Genomic DNA, 14,556 nt, shown 5'->3' with positions numbered 1-14,556 from the left:
TTCCGCCGCCGTGACCGCAGTGCGTTGGGAGGCGGGCGGGCCGGGGTGTCAGACCGTGGCCGTCGGGTGCGTGGTCACCGTGCACTCGAAGACCAGCGCGTCCTGCTGCTCGACGGTCACCCGGACGCGGCCGTCGGCGAGGGTGTCGGCCGCGACCCAGGCCGGGGCGTCCAGCTCCGTGTACCGGTGGAACGCCGATTCCAGCTGCGTGGCGAGGACCGGCGCCGGGCCCAGGTGGTGCTGGGTCGCCTGGCGGGCCGCCTCCAGGAGCAGCATGCCGGGAACGTGGTCGTTCGGGTGGTCGAAGATGATCGGGTGCAGGGTGTTCACCCGCAGCTGCCAGCGGCCGTCGCCCGCGCGCGGCGAGAGCACCACGTCGTGCGGGCGGTCGCGGCCGACGAGTTCGGGCGGGAGCGGCAGCGGCATCTCGATGGCCGCCGCCATCGCCCGCTCGGCGTCCGCGTAGGCCCCGCGCAGCCGTGGGTACACCGTCCTGCTGTGCGAGCTGAACGAGGTCGACGCCGTACCCAGGTACTGTCCGTCGAGGGTGGCGGTCACCTCCATCCGCATCCCGCGCAGCACGCCGGCCCGCCGTTCGACGTCCGAGCACCGGATGCGCAGCTCGACATCGGCCGGGGTGAGCCCGGCGCACAGTGCCGCCGGGTCGAGGGCGACGCGCAGGTCACGCCATATCTGCTTGTGGTCCATGGGAGCGCCGTAGACCGCGTGGGACAGCAGCGGCACCGTCTGCCGCAGCGTCTCGCTGAACAGCAACGGGTCGTGGAAGCCGTTCGAGGGCCCGTAGAGGGTGTGGGCCCGCGGCCACTGTGCCGTGACCGTGCAGGTGTCCACGTCCGTCTGCCGCCAGCCGGTGAGGAACACCTCGGTGACAGCAGCGCGGTGGACGTACTCCTTGGGGACGGTCGTCGTGAGGATGCGCGGTCCCGTGGGTGTGGTGGCGGGCAGATCCGCCCGGAACTCCGGGATCATGCTGTCGATGGACGCAATCGTGGTCATGTGCCTCTCCCCCAGGGCAGTCGAGAACGGAGTGCTGCCGTAACACAGGCCAAGCCGGACGGGCTTGGATGGAGCGCGGTGAAGCCGAGCGGTGTGCGACGGGCGTCACTGTACGGACTGACCGGTTTTTTTTCCAGCATCCTCCGTCCGTCCCGGTCGGGGACCGCCGGGCGCGGCCGGTCGGGCGCGGGCGCGGTGGGCGGCGCGGTCCCGTGTCCGGCGGACGGGGACGGCTGTCCCCTCGCGCACGTACTGCCCGGCGCCGACATCGCAGGTCTCCTTGGGAGTTGGAGCTGATCCCGGGCAACCGCGCACGGTCGTCCGGCCCGCTCCGCGCGCCCGTGCCGACGCGTGGAGGAAGGTTCCGCCAGCCTACTCGGGGCCGGTCGCGGCGTCCCTCCGGTGTGACGCGCGGGACACTGTGTATGGACATCGGATTCCGGGAAACGAGACGCCGGAACATGATCGATGGACTATCGGCGACGCCCGTGTGAGGATCGGAACCGGTCGTCAGGTTTAGCCGGCCCGCTGTCCGCTCGAAGCGCCGGCGGGCCACGGGGAGGGAGACGAATCCATGACCGAGCAGCTCGGCAGGCTCCGCATGGCCGCGCTCAACATCGACGGAGTGCTGCTGAACGACACGTTCAGCCCCGTGATCCACCACTTCGTCACCAGCCGGGGCGGCACCTACTCCGCCGACCTGGAGCGCCGGATCTTCTCCCAGCCGCGGGAGGTCGCGGGCAGGATCCTCGCGGACACGTGCCACATGCCGACCTCCCCGGAGGAGACGATCGCCGTCTACTTCGAGGAGCGGGAGCGTTACCTCGCGGACCATCCGGTCCGCGTCCTCGACGGCGCGGTGGACCTGCTGCGCAGACTCCGCGCCCTGGGCCTCAGGACCGTCTGCTACGGCGGGCTCGACGCCTCCCACTTCGAACGCTACCTGTCCGACCTGTCCGACCTGTTCGACGCACCCCGGTACGTGTGCACCAACGACATCCGCCCGGGCCTGTACGAGATCGCCGTCGACGTCGCCGGACTCGCCTGCGACGAGGTGGTGTTCATCGACGACGTGGCCCGGGTCGCCGAGGCGGCCCGTGAGCTGGGCGCCCCGTTCATCGGGCACCCCAGCGACTTCGCGCACGGCTACCAGCGGCAGCTCATGACGGAGGCCGGGGCACGGCATGTCGTCGGCTCCCTGGACGAGATCGACGACCGGCTGCTGCGTACGATCGACGCCGAGGCGCGGGCCGGCACGCTCTGGGGCGGCGTGCCCGGAAAGGCGGTCGCGTGACCCGGGAAGGCGAACTGCTGGCGGGCAAGGTCCTGCTGGTCACGGGGGCGAGCAGCGGCATCGGCGCGGCGGCGGCCCGGGTGGGCGCGCGCAACGGTGCCAGGCTGGTGCTGATGGCCCGCCGGCTGCACCGACTCGACGAACTGGCGGCCGAGTTGCGGCAGGAGGGCGCCGAAGTCGCCTGCGCCGGCGGCGATGTCACCAGCTCGGAGGATGTGGAGCGGGCGGTGCGACTCGCCGTCGACCGGTACGGCAGGCTCGACGCCGCGTTCAACAACGCGGGTACGGTGACCGAGCCGGCCCTGCTGCACGAAACCGACGACGCCGACTACGACACGGTGCTCGACGTGAACCTCCGGGGCGTCTGGCTCTGTATGAAGCACCAGATCAAAGCCATGCTCGCGAACGGTGCGGGCGGCGCGATCGTCAACAACAGCAGCATCGCGGGGGTCCGCGCGACCTCGCAAGGGGCGCCTTATGTGGCCGCCAAGCACGCCGTTCTCGGCCTGACCAAGTCGGCCGCGGCGCAGTACGCCGGGCACGGCATCCGGGTCAACGCGCTCGCCACGGGGCTGACCAGGACGGAGATGTCCGAGGGCGTCTTCGCCCGGGACCCGGCGGCCGAGGAACGCATGCGCCGTCGCAATCCGCAGGGGAGGGTGGCCGAGCCGGAGGAGGTGGCCCGGGTCGCGGTGTGGCTCTGCAGCGACCAGGCCGGCTTCGTCACCGGTGCCACCATGGCGGTGGACGGCGGCGCCGGAGCCTGGTGAGTCCCGGTGTTTTTGCCGCGGGCAGCCTTGAACGGCAGATTGATAAAGTACCAGTCATCTGGTTTTTGTCTCCCGGCCCGCGGTCGCGGCCCGGGATCCGGCATTCGCGTCAGCTCGGAGGGGTGGCGGGGCGCGGACGAGAGGACGAACACATGGCACAGCAGTTGCGCGCGATCCGAACCCGTTGCGCGATCCTGAACGCGGCGGCGGAGGTCTTCGCGCAGCACGGCTACCACGGTGCCAGCATCGCGCAGATTCTTGAGAAGGCCCAGGTCACGCGAGGGGCTCTGTACTTCCACTTCGCTTCCAAGGAGCAGTTGGTCCAGGGCATCTTCGCCGAGCAGGTGACGGAAGAGGGGTTTTCGCCGCCGCGTACCTACAAGCTCCAGGAGCTGGTCGACGAGACCATGACGCTGGCCTGCCGGCTGCCGAAGGAGATCATGCTGCAGGCCGGCGCCAAGCTGGCCATGGAGCGGCATCTTCAGGAACTGACGGACGGCGGGCCCTGGGAGGCCTGGGCGGCGCGGTTCGCCTCCGTGGTGGTCGAGGCCAAGAGGTGCGGTGAGGTCTACCCGCACGTGGCGCCCGAGGAACTCGGCCGTTTCCTCGTCAGCTCCTGGATCGGCGCCCAGGTCGTCTCCGAGGTGAGATCCCAGTGGGAGGACCTGGAACAGCGGATCTCGTCCATCTTCGCCTACACGCTGCCCAGCGTCGCGATGCCCGCGGTCTTCTCGCAGCTGGACTTCCGGCCGGACCGCGGGACCCGGGTGATGGCCGAACTGCGGGCGGAGGTCCAGGCGGCCCTGGTGGCGGAACCGGCGAGCTGACCCGCACCCACACGGCCGCCCGCGCCGGACCGACGCCGGTGCGACCGGCCCGGGCCCGCCGAAGCGGGCCAGATGAACCATCGGTTCGCGTGCGCGCACATCCGCTGCGTGCCGATGGCCGTACCGGCTTCGGACGGGCCGTCATCGGCGGTGCGGTGTCCGGCCGATGACGACCGGTCGTCCGGTCAGGCTGCGGGGCGGGAGGAGTATGTCCTCCGGTTCAGGAACACGCGGGCGTGAGCGTGCCGGAGAAGGCGGGCGAGACGAGCGCGGGGAGCATCAGGTCCCAGGCGTCGGTCAGCCATTCCTTCTGGTCCCGGTCCGCGGGGACCGCCTCCTGGTGGAGCGCGAGGGCCAGCGCGAGGTCCACGACGGACTCCACCGCGGCGCCGGACCGCAGGCTGTTCTCCTCCCGCGCGCGCCGCACCGCCTGCCGGAACACCGCGCGCCAGGTGAGCCGGCAGTCCATGTCCGGCCCCGAGGACGGTCCGCGTTCCCGGGCCAGCCTGAGGCCGGCCCGGGTCAGCGGGTCGGCCGCCAGCCGGTCCGCCAGCGCGCGCACCATGTCGCCGAGCGCCCGCAGGGCCGGTACTCCGGGATCGTCCAGGGCCGTCAGCCCGGTGCGGGAGCGCTCGCAGGACAGGTACTGCACGGCGTCCGCGAGCGCCGACTTACTGCTGAAATGGAACGAGAGCGCGCCCTTGCTCACCGCGGCCCGGTCGCTGATCGTCGCCAGCGTGGTGCCCTCGTAGCCCTCGCGGTCGAAGATCTGGGCGGCGGCCAGAAGGAGGGCGCTACGGGTCTCTTCGGCCCTCACTTGCCTCATGCGGCGGACTCGTTTCGCAGCATATCCACCGTGACTCCGTTCGTGATCTCGTGATGACGGACGATTGATAAAAGGACACGTATCCTGTTTGGCGACCATCCTGGCATGCTCATGTTGTGATGTAACGATGGCGTGCCGGTCGTCGCGAGACCTGTTCGCCTCAAGAAAGGTGCAGGTCACGCGAGCGAGCGAGGCGTACTCGGCATCCTGGAGCCTCAATTGTCCAACGATGCCTCCCGGGTTGTAAACCGAACTCCCGGTTTGTATCCTCGCGCGGTGCCGTCCTGTCCGACTCGGTCGAACTCGGTGCGGTGCTCTCCGGGATCTAGACGGTCGTCGAGAGCGAGCCGCTGCGCGAGTGCTCCCGCGCCCAGTCGATGCGCGCGACGAACCGCCGCGGCCGGACAGGCCGACGCGCTCGGCGTCCACAGCCGGCCGCGCGTCGCACTACGGACATCGCGAGGATGACCGGCGATCGCGTGAAGCGGTCGGGAAGCGTCGCGCATTGCGATCACCCGAGTGGGGGAGCAAGCTCGAAACGGCTCAAGTGGGGGGTGTTCGCTCTTTCGTATGCCCGCCGGCCCGGCAGTGAGGGGCGACCATGCACGAGGTCCCTGGCGAAATAGCGACTCTCATGTACAAGTTGGAAGAGGCTCAAGTCACCTCGATCGGTTCGAGTTCCTACACGGTGCGGCAACCACTGGGGTCCGATCAAGGGTTTCGCCGACCTCGACCTGCTCGGAGGCCCGCTGGCGCCCGTTGGCCCGTTGGTGCGAATTCGCGGGCGTTCGTATCCATCGGGGAGGTGCCACCGAACGGCGGGCCGAGGTTCCTGGGTGCCGCAACTGCCGACCTCCCTCGACACTCTGGTCGTCACCTCGCGCGCGCCGAACGGTCGTCGGCTGCGCGTGCGAGCCCGCACGATCACGGACCGAAACGGCCTTCGCAGGGTCCGTCTGTACGATGCTCGGGCGTCTTGCTTGACGTACCTCGCCGACAAAGGGAGTGCCGGATCACCTGCTCGCCATGTGGGCCGGACACACGAACGTGAAGACGGCGAAGAGTGGTACGTGAAGCCGGACGCGGCGGACCTGCTTCCAGCAGCGGAGGCACGGGGTGGTCTCGCAGGGGGTGTGACAGATCGTGACAGATGAAGGTGTGGACCCGTGACCGAAGCCAAGATCGAAACGCTGCAGTACCGCTTTGACGGGCCGGAACACCTACCCGTCCTGATCTTGGGACCGTCCCTCGGCACCACCTGGCACATGTGGGACCGTCAGGTGCCGGAGCTGGCCAAGCAGTGGCGGGTCTTCCGGTTCGATCTGCCGGGGCACGGCGGCGCCCCCGCGCACCCGGCCGGCTCCGTCGCCGACCTCGCCGGCCGGCTGCTGGCCACGCTGGACGCGCTCGGCGTGCAGCGCTTCGGCTACGCGGGCTGCGCGCTGGGCGGCGCCGTCGGCATCGAGCTGGCCCTGCGCCACCCCGAGCGGCTCGCCTCGCTCGCGCTGGTCGCGGCCTCCCCCCGGTTCGGCACCCCGGACGAGTTCCGCCAGCGCGGAGTGGTGGTCCGCACCAACGGGCTCGACCCGATCGCCCGGACCGCTCCCGACCGCTGGTTCACCGGCGGGTTCGCCGCCGCCCAGCCCGCGATCACCGAGTGGGCCGTGCAGATGGTCCGCACCACCGACCCGGGCTGCTACATCGCCGCCTGCGAGGCCCTCGCCTCCTTCGACGTACGGCCCGAGCTGGGCCGGGTCGGCGTACCGACGCTGGTGCTGGTCGGCTCCGACGACCAGGTCACCGGCCCCGCCGAGGCCCGCACGCTGGTCGCCGGCATCCCCGACGCCCGGCTCGCGGTCGTCCCCGGCGCCTCCCACCTGGTGCCGGTCGAGCAGCCCGCCGCCGTCACCGACCTGCTGGTCCACCACTTCTCCACCGCCTGGCAGCAGCCCTTCGACACCGGCCAGACCGCCCTGCCGGCCACCCCCGCCACCGCCGTCCCGGCGCCCGCCCCGGCCGTGCCGCCGCAGGCCGCGCCCGTCGCCGAGATCGCCCCGGCGGCCGTACCGGCCCGGGCCGACGGCTCGCCCGACCGGTACGAGACCGGGCTGAAGATCCGCCGCGAGGTCCTCGGCGACGCGCACGTGGACCGGACGCTGGCGGACTCCGACGCGTTCGCCGGGGACTTCCAGGAGTTCATCACCCGCTACGCCTGGGGCGAGATCTGGGACCGCCCGGGCCTGGACCGCCGCACCCGCAGCTGCGTCACGCTCGGCGCGCTGGTCGCGGGCGGTCACCTGGAGGAGCTGGCCGCCCACACCCGGGCGGCCCTGCGCAACGGGCTGACCCCGGCCGAGATCGGCGAGGTGCTGCTCCAGACCGCCGTCTACTGCGGGGTGCCGGCCGCGAACAGCGCGTTCCGGATCGCCCAGCGGGTCATCCGCGAGGAGACCACGCCCGCCGGGTAGCGCGGCGCGCGGCGGACGCGGGCGTGAAGATGGGTGACATGAAGCTCACGAAGAAGTCCCACTCCTGCGTCCGCCTCGACAAGGAGGGCCGGACGCTCGTCATCGACCCGGGCGGGTTCTGCGAACAGGACGCGGCGCTCGGCGCGGACGCCATCCTGGTCACGCACGAGCACCCGGACCACTTCGACGAGCCCCGGCTGCGGGCCGCCATGGAGGACAACCCGGCCGCCGAGATCTGGACGCTGAGGTCCGTCGCCGAGCGGATCACCGCGGCCTTCCCCGGCCGGGTGCACACCGTCGGCCACGGCGACACCTTCACCGCCGCCGGCTTCGACGTCCAGGTGCACGGCGAGCTGCACGCGGTGATCCACCCCGACCTGCCGCGCGTCACCAACGTCGGCTATCTGATCGACGGCGGCGCGGTCTTCCACCCCGGCGACGCCCTCACCGTCCCCGGCCGGCCGGTGGAGACGCTGCTGGTCCCGGTGATGGCCCCGTGGAACAAGATCTCCGAGGTGATCGACTACGTCCGCGAGGTCGGCCCGCGGCGCGCCTTCGACGTCCACGACGCCCTGCTCACCGACCTGGCCCGGCCCATCTACGACGGCCACCTCGGCCGGCTCGGCGGCACCGACCACCAGCGGCTGGCACCCGGGGCGGCGGCGCAGCTCTGAGGCTGTTGTCACAGGCTCCGGGTAGGTTGTGGGACATGCGCATCGCCACCTGGAACGTGAACTCGATCACCGCCCGCCTGCCACGGCTGCTGGCCTGGCTGGAGAGCAGCGGCACCGACGTGCTCTGCCTCCAGGAGGCCAAGGTCGCCGAGGAGCAGTTCCCGTTCGACCAGCTGCGCGAGCTGGGCTACGAGTCGGCGGTCCACGCGACCGGCCGGTGGAACGGCGTGGCGGTGCTCTCCCGCGTCGGCATCGAGGACGTGGTCAAGGGCCTGCCCGGCGACCCCGGTTACGACGGCGTGACCGAGCCGCGCGCCCTCTCGGCGACCTGCGGCCCGGTCCGCGTCTGGTCGGTGTACGTCCCCAACGGCCGCGAGGTCGGGCACCCGCACTACGCCTACAAGCTCCAGTGGTTCGAGGCCCTGAAGGCGGCCGTGTACGGCGACGCGCGGGGCAGCCGCCCGTTCGCCGTCATGGGGGACTACAACGTGGCGCCCACCGACGACGACGTCCACGACGTGACGGCCTTCGAAGGCTCCACCCACGTCACCCCCGCCGAGCGTGCCGCGCTCGCCTCCTTGCGCGAGGCGGGCCTGGGCGACATCGTGCCGCGCCCGCTGAAGTACGACCGGCCGTTCACGTACTGGGACTACCGCCAGCTGTGCTTCCCGAAGAACCGCGGCATGCGCATCGACCTCGTGTACGGCAACGAACCGTTCGCCGAGGCCGTCAAGGACGCCTACGTCGACCGCGAGGAGCGCAAGGGCAAGGGCGCCTCCGACCACGCGCCCGTGGTGGTCGACCTCGACGTGTGATGCCACGCTGGGGGCATGCGTCTTCCGTTCCTGGGCCCCCGGCACAAGAAGACCGGCGCGGCGGCGCCGCCCGCCGATCCCGAGGCGGTCGCCGCGCTGCTGTCCGAGTGCGATCTGCTGCGCGCGCAGGCGGCCCGGGGCGGCGTCCGCCTCGACGACACCCCGGCCTCCCTGGAGGCCCTGGACCAGATGGTCCCGCGCTGGCGCGACGACCCCGAGATCCTGCCCTGGCTCGGCCACGACGCCGGGCTGTACCTGGGCACGGTCGTGGTGCGCACGGTGCCCGGCGCCGCCTGGCTGATCCGCTCCGACGGGGAACCCGTCGTACGGCTCGCCTCCGGCCGGACGGTGGAGGTGGTGCCGGCCGGGCAGGAGTGGGCCGCGAGCGGCGTCCCCGAGCTGTCCCAGTGGTACGCCGGGGTCGCCGAGGACTGAGCCCGCCCCGGCCCCCCGGCCGCCCGCTGACGTAAATACGGCTAATGCCCTGAAGGTGCGTGTCGTTCCTCGACCGCACCGCCCGCTGGATAGGTTGCGGCAACCACGACACAGCCGAGAGCGAGTGGGGCTGCGGATGGCCGTCGATCCGTTGATCGAACTGCGGAACGTCAACAAGTACTACGGAGAGCTGCATGTCCTGAGGGACATCGACCTGACGGTCGGCAAGGGAGAGGTGGTCGTGGTCATCGGCCCGTCGGGCTCGGGCAAGTCGACGCTGTGCAGGACGATCAACCGGCTGGAGACCATCGAGTCCGGCACCATCACCCTCGACGGGCAGCCGCTGCCCGAGGAGGGCAAGGCCCTCGCCCGGCTGCGCGCCGAGGTCGGCATGGTCTTCCAGTCCTTCAACCTCTTCGCCCACAAGACCGTGCTCCAGAACGTCTCCCTCGCCCAGGTGAAGGTGCGCCGGCGGGGCCAGGCGGAGTCCGACCGGCGTTCCCGCGAACTCCTGGACCGGGTCGGCCTGCTGAACCAGGCCGGCAAGTTCCCGGCCCAGCTCTCCGGCGGTCAGCAGCAGCGCGTCGCCATCGCCCGCGCGCTCGCCATGGAACCCAAGGCGATGCTCTTCGACGAGCCCACCTCCGCACTCGACCCCGAGATGATCAACGAGGTGCTGGAGGTCATGCGGCAGCTCGCCCGGGACGGCATGACCATGGTCGTCGTCACCCATGAAATGGGCTTCGCCCGCGCCTCCGCCAACCGGGTCGTCTTCATGGCCGACGGCCGGATCGTGGAGGACCGCAGCCCGGACGCGTTCTTCACCGACCCGCGCAGCGACCGCGCCAAAGACTTCCTCTCCAAGATCCTCAAGCACTGACCGGGGGACCGCGACCATGTGCCGTACCGCCCGTGTGCCCCGCGCCCTGTGCGCGCTCCTCGTGCTGCTGGCCGCCGCCTGCGGCAAGGAGGGCAGCCCGCCCGGCAAGGGACCGGCCGCCGGCAGGCTCCCGCACTACCAGGTGGCCCGGGACGTCCGCCTGCCCGCCTCCCGGACCTGGACCCGGGCCGAGCGGCGCGGCCACTTCGTCGTCGGCGTCAAGGAGGACCAGCCCTACCTCGGCGAGAAGGACCCCGCCACCGGCACCTACTCCGGCTTCGACATCGAGATCGCCAGGATGATGTCCGCCTCCCTGGGGCTCGCGCCGAAGACCATCCGGTTCCGCACCATCGCCTCCGCCAACCGCGAGACCGCCCTGCAGAACGGCCAGATCGACTACTACGTGGGCACCTACACCATCAACCCCAACCGCAAGAAGCTCGTCGGCTTCGCCGGCCCCTACTACATGGCCGGCCAGTCGCTCCTGGTCCGCAAGGACGAGGACACCATCCACGGCCCGCGGGACCTCGCCGGCAGACGCGTCTGCTCGGCGGCCGGCTCCACGCCGTACCAGCGCGTCAAGGCCGACTACCCGAAGGCGGTCCTGGTCGCCTACGACACCTACTCCGTCTGCGTCGACAACCTCCTCACCTACCAGGTCGACGCGGTCACCACCGACGACGCCATCCTGATCGGCTACGCGGCCAAGGTGCCGAGCGAACTCAAGCTCGCCGGCAAACCGTTCTCCGAGGAGCCCTACGGCATCGGCGTCCCGCACGGTGACAACGCCCTGCGCCTCGCCCTCGACGACGCCCTCGCGGCCCGCGAGAGGAACGGCGACTGGAAGAAGGCGTACGACGCCACGCTCGGCCTGTCCGGCGTGCCCGCACCCCACCCGCCCGCCATCGACCGCTACCGGACGGGCTGAGCGAGGACGCCGTGAACGTACTGACAGACAACTTCTCGGACTACGGCGCCGGTTTCCTCGGAACCCTCGAACTGACCGTCTACGCCTCCCTGCTGGCCCTCGTCCTGGGCTTCCTGATGGCGTCCTTCCGGGTCGCTCCCGTCGGCTCCCTGCGGGCCTTCGGCACCGTGTGGGTCGCCGTGCTCCGCAACACCCCGCTCACCCTGCTGTTCTTCGCGGTGCTGCTCGGACTGCCCCGGTTCGGGCTCGTGCTCCCCTTCGAGGTGTTCGCCGTCCTCGCCCTCGGCTGCTACACCTCCGCCTTCGTCTGCGAGGCGCTGCGCTCCGGCATCAACACGGTGCCCACGGGCCAGGGGGAGGCGGCCCGCAGCCTCGGGATGACCTTCGGGCAGACCCTGTCGCTGGTCGTGCTGCCGCAGGCGTTCCGGTCCGTGATCCCGCCCATCGGCTCCACCCTCATCGCGCTCGCCAAGAACTCCGCGATCGCGGGCGCGTTCAGCGTGACCGAACTGCTCGGCACGTACAAGACGCTCAACGAACTCGGCTACAACATCGTGTGGACGTTCGTCTGGATCGCCGCCGGCTACCTGATCATCACGCTCGCCATCAGCGCGCTCTTCCACGCGCTGGAACGGAAGTGGGGAGTCGCCCGATGACCGGGACCACCGCGCTCTACGACATCGCGGGCCCGCGCACCCGGCGGCGGCACGCGGTCTACGGCCTGCTGTCCGCCGTCGTCCTCCTCACGCTGCTCGCCTGGATCCTGTACCTGCTGTTCCACACCGGCCAGTTCACCGCGACCAAGTGGACACCCTTCGAGTACCAGGGCATCCAGCGGCTGTTGCTGCGCGGCCTCGGCAACACCCTGAAGGCGTTCGCGATCGCGGCCGTCCTCTCCCTCGTCCTCGGCGGTGTGCTGGCCTCCGGCCGGCTGTCGGACCACCGGCCGGTGCGCGCGCTCGCCACGCTCCTCGTGGAGTTCTTCCGGGCCATGCCCGTCCTGGTCATGATCTTCTTCATCTTCGTCGCCCTGAAGGCGCAGCCGCTGCCCGCGCTGGTCGCCGGGCTCACCCTCTACAACGGCTCGGTGCTCGCCGAGGTCTTCCGCTCCGGCGTCCACGCCGTCGAACGCGGTCAAGGGGAGGCCGCGTTCGCGCTCGGCATGCGCAAGACACAGGTCATGGCGCACGTCCTCGTGCCGCAGGCGGTGCGCGCCATGCTGCCCGCCATCATCAGCCAGTTGGTGGTCGCGCTGAAGGACACCTCCCTCGGCTTCCTCATCACCTACGAGGAGTTTCTCCATGCCGGGAAACTCATCGCCTCCAACCTCGACTACGATTTGCCGTTCATCCCCGTGGTGATGGTGATCTCGCCGATCTACATCGGGATGTGCATGCTGCTCTCGTGGTTCGCCGGCTGGGTGTCCCGCCGTGAGCAGCGCAGCCCCAAGACCGAGGCGGTGGCTCTCGCCCCGGCCGGCCCTGGGGCGCTGCTGCCCGGTGGGGAGCCCCCCATGGCCCCGAAACCCTGAGGGGGGCGGCAGTTCAACGGGCCAGGCTCGTCCGGCGGCAGCCGGAGATCACTGCTCGCGGAGCGGGACGGACACCTGTGACGGGCCGTCCCCGGGCGAGGAGAAGGTCAGCTGCGCGCCGGACGGGTTGTGCCCGCCCGTGTGACATCCGCCACCGTCGCGACCACGCCCATGCCGTACGCGTGTTCGAGCGCCGCCATGGTGGGCCGGGAGCCCGTCGCGTACTGTCGGTACAGCATCGTTCTGGTTACGCTGCGCGGACTGTCCCGACGGGAGGTACGCATGGGTCGTCCAGACAAGCGGAAACTTGCGGCTCTGGTGGTCTCGGCCGCCGTGGTGTCGGTGGGAGCGGCGGCGCCGCCCGCCGCGCCGGCGAGCGAGAGGGCCGCCAAGACGCCCGTGGCCGTCGGTTACGGCGGCGCCGTGGCCAGCGTCGACGCGGACGCCTCCGCCGCCGGCATCGAGGTCCTCAAGCGCGGCGGCAACGCGGTGGACGCGGCCGTCGCCACGGCCGCCGCGCTCGGCGTCACCGAGCCCTATTCCGCCGGCATCGGCGGAGGCGGCTACTTCGTCTACTACGACGCGCGGACGCGCACGGTCCACACCATCGACGGCCGGGAGACCGCGCCGCTCGCCGCGGACTCCGGCCTGTTCACCGAGCACGGCAAGCCGCTGCCCTTCGCCGACGCCGTCAGCAGCGGCCTGAGCGTCGGCACCCCGGGCACGCCCGCCACCTGGCAGAAGGCCCTGGAGGAATGGGGCAGCGAGAACCTGCGCACCGTACTGAAGCCGGCCGAGCGCATAGCCCGCGACGGCTTCACGGTGGACGACACCTTCCGGGCGCAGACCGCGGCCAACGAGACCCGGTTCCGCTATTTCCCCGACACCGTGAAGCTGTTCCTGCCGAACGGCGAACTCCCCGTGGTCGGCTCCACTCTGAAGAACCCCGAACTGGCCCGCACCTACGAGCAGCTGGGCCGCGAGGGCACGGCCGCCGTCTACCGCGGCGACATCGGCGACGACATCGTCAAGACCGTCGAACACCCGCCCGTGGACCCCGCCTCCGGCTGGAACGCCCGCCCCGGCAAGCTCGCCGAGAAGGACTTCGCCGTCTACCGCGCCAAGCTCCAGGCGCCGACCAGGACGTCGTACCGCGGCCTGGACGTCTACTCCATCGCCCCGTCCTCCTCCGGCGGCACCACGGTCGGCGAGGCCCTGAACATCCTGGAGCGGACGAACCTGTCGAAGGCGAGCCGGGTCCGGTACCTGCACCGCCTCATCGAAGCCAGCCGCATCGCCTTCGCCGACCGCGGCCGCTGGGTCGGCGACCCCGCCTTCGAGGACGTACCGGCCAGGCAGCTGCTGTCGCAGCGGTACGCCGACTCGCGCGCCTGCCTCATCAAGGACGACGCCGTCCTCGCCAGCCCGCTCGCCCCCGGCGACCCGCGCCACCCCGCGCCGTGCGGCAAGGGCGGCACCGCGGCGCCGACGACGTACGAGGGCGAGAACACCACCCATCTGACCGTCGCCGACAAATGGGGCAACGTCGTCGCCTACACGCTCACCATCGAGCAGACCGGCGGCAGCGGCATCACCGTCCCCGGCCGGGGCTTCCTGCTCAACAACGAGCTGACCGACTTCTCCTTCGCCCCCGCCAACCCGGCCGTCCACGACCCCAACCTGCCCGGCCCCGGCAAGCGCCCGCGCTCCTCGATCTCGCCGACCATCGTGCTGGACCGGCACGGCAAGCCCGTCGTGGCGCTCGGCTCGCCCGGCGGCGCGACCATCGTCACCACCGTGCTGCAGACCCTGACCGGCTTCCTCGACCGGCACCTGCCGCTGGTCGACGCCATCGCCGCACCGCGCGCCAGCCAGCGCAACACGGCGAAGACCGAGCTGGAACCGGGACTCTACGACAGCGGGCTGAGGAGCCGCCTGGAGGCCATCGGGCACGCCTTCAGCCCCAACCCGGAGATCGGCGCCGCCACCGGCGTGCAGCGCCTGCCGGACGGCAGGTGGCTGGCCGCCGCCGAGAAGGTGCGGCGCGGCGGCGGCTCGGCGATGGTGGTGCGCCCGGCGCGGTAGCCCCGG

Annotated in this window: 14 protein-coding genes; 12 read left to right on the top strand and 2 right to left on the bottom strand. The window is 71.3% G+C overall.

What is annotated here, in order from left to right:
* Window positions 1-48: 48 nt before the first annotated feature.
* Window positions 49-1,017, bottom strand: coding sequence for a ScbA/BarX family gamma-butyrolactone biosynthesis protein (locus SCK26_RS07975; protein ID WP_318200560.1), 969 nt, complete (start codon window positions 1,015-1,017; stop codon window positions 49-51).
* Window positions 1,018-1,591: 574 nt separating this feature from the next.
* Here SCK26_RS07975 and SCK26_RS07970 point away from each other — a divergent pair.
* The 3 genes from SCK26_RS07970 (at window position 1,592) to SCK26_RS07960 (ending at window position 3,908) form a co-directional block, all read left to right on the top strand.
* Complete coding sequence (locus SCK26_RS07970) at window positions 1,592-2,311, top strand: HAD family hydrolase (RefSeq protein WP_318200559.1); 720 nt, start codon at window positions 1,592-1,594, stop codon at window positions 2,309-2,311.
* Window positions 2,308-3,081: an SDR family NAD(P)-dependent oxidoreductase gene (locus tag SCK26_RS07965; RefSeq protein ID WP_318200558.1), complete on the top strand. Its 774-nt coding sequence runs from the start codon at window positions 2,308-2,310 to the stop codon at window positions 3,079-3,081. The genes SCK26_RS07970 and SCK26_RS07965 overlap by 4 nt, the downstream gene beginning before the upstream one ends.
* A gap of 152 nt (window positions 3,082-3,233) precedes the next feature.
* Window positions 3,234-3,908, top strand: a complete 675-nt coding sequence (locus SCK26_RS07960) for a ScbR family autoregulator-binding transcription factor (protein ID WP_318200557.1) — start codon at window positions 3,234-3,236, stop codon at window positions 3,906-3,908.
* Window positions 3,909-4,128: 220 nt separating this feature from the next.
* Here the strand turns inward: SCK26_RS07960 and SCK26_RS07955 are convergent, their stop codons facing one another.
* Window positions 4,129-4,734, bottom strand: a complete 606-nt coding sequence (locus SCK26_RS07955) for a helix-turn-helix domain-containing protein (protein WP_318200556.1) — start codon at window positions 4,732-4,734, stop codon at window positions 4,129-4,131.
* Window positions 4,735-5,900: 1,166 nt separating this feature from the next.
* On the opposite strand from SCK26_RS07955, the gene pcaC reads away from it, so the two are divergent.
* The 9 genes from pcaC (at window position 5,901) to ggt (ending at window position 14,550) form a co-directional block, all read left to right on the top strand.
* Window positions 5,901-7,202, top strand: coding sequence for a 4-carboxymuconolactone decarboxylase (pcaC, locus tag SCK26_RS07950; protein ID WP_318200555.1), 1,302 nt, complete (start codon window positions 5,901-5,903; stop codon window positions 7,200-7,202).
* 38 nt (window positions 7,203-7,240) lie between these two features.
* A complete protein-coding gene (locus tag SCK26_RS07945) occupies window positions 7,241-7,876 on the top strand; it encodes an MBL fold metallo-hydrolase (protein ID WP_318200554.1) in 636 nt (211 codons plus the stop codon).
* 35 nt (window positions 7,877-7,911) lie between these two features.
* Complete coding sequence (locus SCK26_RS07940) at window positions 7,912-8,691, top strand: exodeoxyribonuclease III (RefSeq protein WP_318200553.1); 780 nt, start codon at window positions 7,912-7,914, stop codon at window positions 8,689-8,691.
* Window positions 8,692-8,706: 15 nt separating this feature from the next.
* Window positions 8,707-9,126 (top strand): DUF6278 family protein, encoded by a 420-nt coding sequence (locus SCK26_RS07935; protein WP_318200552.1) that lies wholly within the window; start codon window positions 8,707-8,709, stop codon window positions 9,124-9,126.
* 136 nt (window positions 9,127-9,262) lie between these two features.
* On the top strand, window positions 9,263-10,006 hold the full coding sequence (locus SCK26_RS07930) for an amino acid ABC transporter ATP-binding protein (protein ID WP_318200551.1): 744 nt from the start codon (window positions 9,263-9,265) through the stop codon (window positions 10,004-10,006).
* 16 nt (window positions 10,007-10,022) lie between these two features.
* A complete protein-coding gene (locus SCK26_RS07925) occupies window positions 10,023-10,934 on the top strand; it encodes a glutamate ABC transporter substrate-binding protein (RefSeq protein ID WP_318200550.1) in 912 nt (303 codons plus the stop codon).
* A gap of 11 nt (window positions 10,935-10,945) precedes the next feature.
* Window positions 10,946-11,590, top strand: coding sequence for an amino acid ABC transporter permease (locus SCK26_RS07920; RefSeq protein WP_318200549.1), 645 nt, complete (start codon window positions 10,946-10,948; stop codon window positions 11,588-11,590).
* Window positions 11,587-12,465: an amino acid ABC transporter permease gene (locus SCK26_RS07915; protein WP_318200548.1), complete on the top strand. Its 879-nt coding sequence runs from the start codon at window positions 11,587-11,589 to the stop codon at window positions 12,463-12,465. The genes SCK26_RS07920 and SCK26_RS07915 overlap by 4 nt, the downstream gene beginning before the upstream one ends.
* Window positions 12,466-12,747: 282 nt before the next feature.
* Entirely contained in the window at window positions 12,748-14,550 is a 1,803-nt protein-coding gene (gene ggt / locus SCK26_RS07910) for a gamma-glutamyltransferase (RefSeq protein ID WP_318200547.1), read from the top strand.
* Window positions 14,551-14,556 lie beyond the last annotated feature (6 nt).

Source organism: Streptomyces sp. SCL15-4, from assembly GCF_033366695.1.
Classification (GTDB): Bacteria; Actinomycetota; Actinomycetes; order Streptomycetales; family Streptomycetaceae; genus Streptomyces.
This window is presented reverse-complemented; position numbering and strand designations above follow the sequence as displayed.

What these genes read in the sequence shown, in the direction of transcription:
- SCK26_RS07975 (WP_318200560.1), bottom strand. Translation starts at nt 1,017, where the DNA reads ATGACCACGATTGCGTCCATCGACAGCATGATCCCGGAGTTCCGGGCG.
- SCK26_RS07970 (WP_318200559.1), top strand. Translation starts at nt 1,592, where the DNA reads ATGACCGAGCAGCTCGGCAGGCTCCGCATGGCCGCGCTCAACATCGAC.
- SCK26_RS07960 (WP_318200557.1), top strand. Translation starts at nt 3,234, where the DNA reads ATGGCACAGCAGTTGCGCGCGATCCGAACCCGTTGCGCGATCCTGAAC.
- SCK26_RS07955 (WP_318200556.1), bottom strand. Translation starts at nt 4,734, where the DNA reads ATGAGGCAAGTGAGGGCCGAAGAGACCCGTAGCGCCCTCCTTCTGGCC.
- SCK26_RS07945 (WP_318200554.1), top strand. Translation starts at nt 7,241, where the DNA reads ATGAAGCTCACGAAGAAGTCCCACTCCTGCGTCCGCCTCGACAAGGAG.
- SCK26_RS07940 (WP_318200553.1), top strand. Translation starts at nt 7,912, where the DNA reads ATGCGCATCGCCACCTGGAACGTGAACTCGATCACCGCCCGCCTGCCA.
- SCK26_RS07935 (WP_318200552.1), top strand. Translation starts at nt 8,707, where the DNA reads ATGCGTCTTCCGTTCCTGGGCCCCCGGCACAAGAAGACCGGCGCGGCG.
- SCK26_RS07930 (WP_318200551.1), top strand. Translation starts at nt 9,263, where the DNA reads ATGGCCGTCGATCCGTTGATCGAACTGCGGAACGTCAACAAGTACTAC.
- SCK26_RS07925 (WP_318200550.1), top strand. Translation starts at nt 10,023, where the DNA reads ATGTGCCGTACCGCCCGTGTGCCCCGCGCCCTGTGCGCGCTCCTCGTG.
- SCK26_RS07915 (WP_318200548.1), top strand. Translation starts at nt 11,587, where the DNA reads ATGACCGGGACCACCGCGCTCTACGACATCGCGGGCCCGCGCACCCGG.
- ggt (WP_318200547.1), top strand. Translation starts at nt 12,748, where the DNA reads ATGGGTCGTCCAGACAAGCGGAAACTTGCGGCTCTGGTGGTCTCGGCC.